The sequence below is a fragment of the Candidatus Hydrogenedentota bacterium genome, from assembly GCA_012523015.1.
GTDB lineage: Bacteria > Hydrogenedentota > Hydrogenedentia > Hydrogenedentales > CAITNO01 > JAAYBJ01.
The window spans coordinates 1-3,497 of record JAAYJI010000214.1; the positions used below are offsets into that span (position 1 = coordinate 1).

A 3,497-nucleotide genomic window follows, 5' to 3' on the forward strand; every position below is an offset into this window, starting at 1 on the left:
ATTGTAGACAGCGGCCGTTTCGACTGGAACAATGGTAAGTTTCCGGAGCTGACCGAACCCTGCGCCAGTTATCATGGTATGAAATTTTATGAAACTTTTAAGCCCGTTGGAAATATCAGTTATATCTTGAAAGCACGGGTGACGCTGCTGCGCGATATGGGCGCGTGCCTGTCGCCGTTTAACGCCTTTTTATTTTTGCAGGGTCTTGAAACCTTGCATTTGCGTGTGCCGCGACACAGTGAAAACGCCCTTGCCGTGGCGCGTCATCTGGAAGGACATCCTGCTGTGGACTGGGTCAATTATCCCGGTCTGCCGAGTCACCGTGATTATGAGCGCTCTCAGAAATATTTGCCTGCCGGTCAGGGCGCTATTTTGGGATTTGGCATCAAGGGTGGTTCCGATGCCGCTGTGAAATTCATTAACAGCTGCCAACTTGCCTCCCATCTGGCCAATATATTGGATGCGCGGACGCTGGTCATTCATCCTGCGACGACGACGCATCAGCAGTTATCGCCGGAAGAACAACATGGCGCCGGTATCTCACCTGCCTTCATCCGTGTATCGGTGGGACTGGAAGACATCGCGGATATCTTGGAAGATTTTGATCAAGCCCTGCATCTTTCTCAGCAGTAAAGATCTTGTAAAAAACAATCCTGAAGTAGTGGCCGCAGACAGGCAGTATCCCTTGTTTCTTCAAAACACAGCCGGGTTTTTGTCTCTTACCGCGGCCATCGGGGTAGAGTCATTTGTGTTTGATATAGTGCTTATGTTTCAATCCGGCAAAGGCGGCTGCTACATTGTTGCCTTGGTTTAGAATAAGCTTCCTATAGAAATCCATGAAAACAGACAATCCTATACACTCAGATTCCGTGGGCATTGTGCGCACACACCAGCTTGTTCTGGAAGAAAGTCGCGATGGCTTTACGCTGGAAAGCGGAGCCGTACTGGGTCCGGTTACGGTTGCCTATGAAGCCTACGGCGAATTGAACGAGGCGCGCAGCAATGCGGTGTTGGTATGTCACGCCCTGTCGGGCGATGCCCACGCTGCCGGTAAACATAGCCCTGACGATGTGAAACCGGGATGGTGGGATGCCATGATCGGACCGGGCAAAGGAATAGACACAGACCGGTATTATGTGATCTGTGCCAATTTTCTGGGAGGCTGTAAAGGCACGACAGGGCCATCCAGTATTGACCCGAAGACGGGAGCACCCTATGGGCTGAACTTCCCTGTCATAACGGTTGGCGATATGGTACGTGTTCAATATGCGCTGGTACGGCAATTGGGCATTGAACGGCTCTTATGTGTTTTGGGCGGTTCTCTGGGCGGTATGCAGGCGCTGGAGTGGGTCACCCGCTTTCCCGACGCGCTGCAGTCAGCAATTCTTATTGCGACAAGCCACGCCACGGGCGCGCAGCAGATCGCCTTTGATGCGGTGGGCCGCAACGCGATTCAAGCGGATGGGGATTTTCAACAAGGGGATTATGTGCCCGGTCAAGGACCGCGCCAAGGCCTTGCTATTGCCCGTATGCTTGCGCACATTACCTATCTGTCTGATCAGTCCATGCGCCGTAAGTTTGGGCGCACCCTCCGCAATGGCGACCAACTCGGCTATCGTTTTGAGAGTGAATTCAATGTAGAGACCTATCTGGATCACCAAGGCGCCGGCTTTGTTAACCGATTTGATGCCAATACCTATCTGTATGTAACGAAGGCGATGGATTATTTTGATATTGCGGCGGGCTGGTCCTCACTTGACGCATCATTGAGTCGCGCACGGGTGCCGGTCATGGTGATTTCTTTTACTTCTGACTGGCTTTTCCCGCCTTATATGTCGCAGGAAATGGTCTACGCCTTTGCCCGCAACGGGCTGCCTGTCAGTTATTGCAACATTCGTTCTGACGCAGGTCATGACGCTTTCTTGCTTGAGGTTGGAGAGCTGTCACGGCTTATGTCAGGTTTTCTCGTCCATACGCTGTACCCTGAGCGTGACTGCAAGAATTGCCCGCCCAAGCCTTGCGATGGACAAGATGAGGAAAGCTTCAATGCTGACGGTAAACGGACTCTGTCTCAGTCGCGGCGTGTTGACTATGACATGATCCTCAACCTTGTGCGCGAGAATAGCCGAGTCCTTGATGTGGGATGTGGTGAGGGTGAGTTGTTGTGTCGGCTGCAGCGCCGCCTCAACATTATCGGCCTGGGCATCGAAGTGAACCAAGAAAATATAATCCGCGCTATCGGCTGTGGGCTGCCTGTCATCCACGCTAATATTGATAAAGGTCTTGCGGAGCTTCCTGATGATTCTTTCGATTACGTAATCTTGAGCATGACGCTGCAAGTATTAAAGAATCCGGCGCAAGCATTGAAAGAAATGTTGCGCATCGGAAAAAAGTGTATTGTCACCTTCCCCAATTTCGGGCACTGGCGTATCCGATCGAAGCTTGCTTTTTGGGGACAGGCCCCGGTTACGGCACATTTGCCGTACAGCTGGCATGAATCGCCCAATCGTCACGTTCTTACCGTAAAAGATTTCCGTGCCTTCTGCGAAGAGCTGCAGTTCGACATTGAAGAAGAAATTTTTCTGAATGAACGGGGACAGCCCAAGCTATTTCCCAACCTGCGCGCCGAAGAGGCGCTGTATGTAGTGCGCAAGAAAGAAGGCTGATCGCCGGTATCGGCGATCATAAGGGGGACAGCGGAAAAGGCGCGCCGCAGGCTATAGGCATACCCCCACCCCTACACGCTTAGCTTCTCGTATATGCGGGGCAGCCCATCTCTACTTTATGGCAACTCGTTTAATAGCGGTACGTATCGGCTTTATAAGGACCTTCGATCGGCACGCCCAGATAGTCCGCTTGTTTTTGGTTCAGCGTTTCGAGCACGACGCCAAGCTTTTCAAGATGGAGCCGCGCCACTTCTTCGTCCAGATACTTGGGCAAGGTGTAGACCTTTCCGATCTCGTATTTGTCGGGCTCCGTAAAAAAGGCAATCTGCGCCAAGGTCTGGTTCGTGAAGGAATTGGACATGACAAAAGAAGGATGTCCTGTAGCACATCCGAGATTGACGAGCCGGCCCCGTGCCAACAAGATGATCTCTTTGCCGTCTTCGAATACAAACTTATCGACCTGCGGCTTAATATTGATTTCCCGTATCTTCGGATTCTGCTCAAGGGCGGCCACTTCAATTTCGGAATCAAAGTGCCCGATGTTACAGACAATGGCTTGATCTTTCATGGTTTGCATGTGTTCAGCGCGGATGACGTCACAGCATCCGGTACTGGTGACAAAAATATCGCCCACAGGTGCCGCTTGCGCCATGGTCATCACTTGATAGCCTTCCATCGCCGCCTGCAACGCACAAATAGGATCAATTTCGGTGATGATGACCCGTGCGCCTAAGCCGCGCATGGCGTCTGCACAACCTTTGCCAACATCCCCATATCCGGCTACGACGACGACTTTACCGGCGACCATTACATCGGTGGCGCGTTTGATAC

3 protein-coding genes are annotated in these 3,497 nt (G+C 52.0%); 2 read left to right on the plus strand and 1 reads right to left on the minus strand.

Annotated features, from left to right (window positions below; translation table 11 throughout):
- Positions 1-633, plus strand: a 633-nt coding sequence (locus GX117_09220; GenBank protein NLO33521.1) for a bifunctional O-acetylhomoserine aminocarboxypropyltransferase/cysteine synthase, incomplete at its 5' end; no start/stop codon positions are given.
- A gap of 203 nt (positions 634-836) precedes the next feature.
- Positions 837-2,666 carry a homoserine O-acetyltransferase gene (locus GX117_09225; GenBank protein ID NLO33522.1) on the plus strand — a complete coding sequence of 610 codons (1,830 nt, stop codon included), beginning with the start codon at positions 837-839 and terminating at the stop codon, positions 2,664-2,666.
- 130 nt (positions 2,667-2,796) lie between these two features.
- On the opposite strand, the gene GX117_09230 is transcribed toward GX117_09225, so the two are convergent.
- Positions 2,797-3,497 (minus strand): adenosylhomocysteinase (locus tag GX117_09230; protein ID NLO33523.1); only part of this gene is annotated, 701 nt, incomplete at its 5' end.

Bases quoted from the DNA above. Each gene is read 5' to 3' on its own strand.
- GX117_09225 (NLO33522.1), top strand. From the start codon at position 837: ATGAAAACAGACAATCCTATACACTCAGATTCCGTGGGCATTGTGCGC.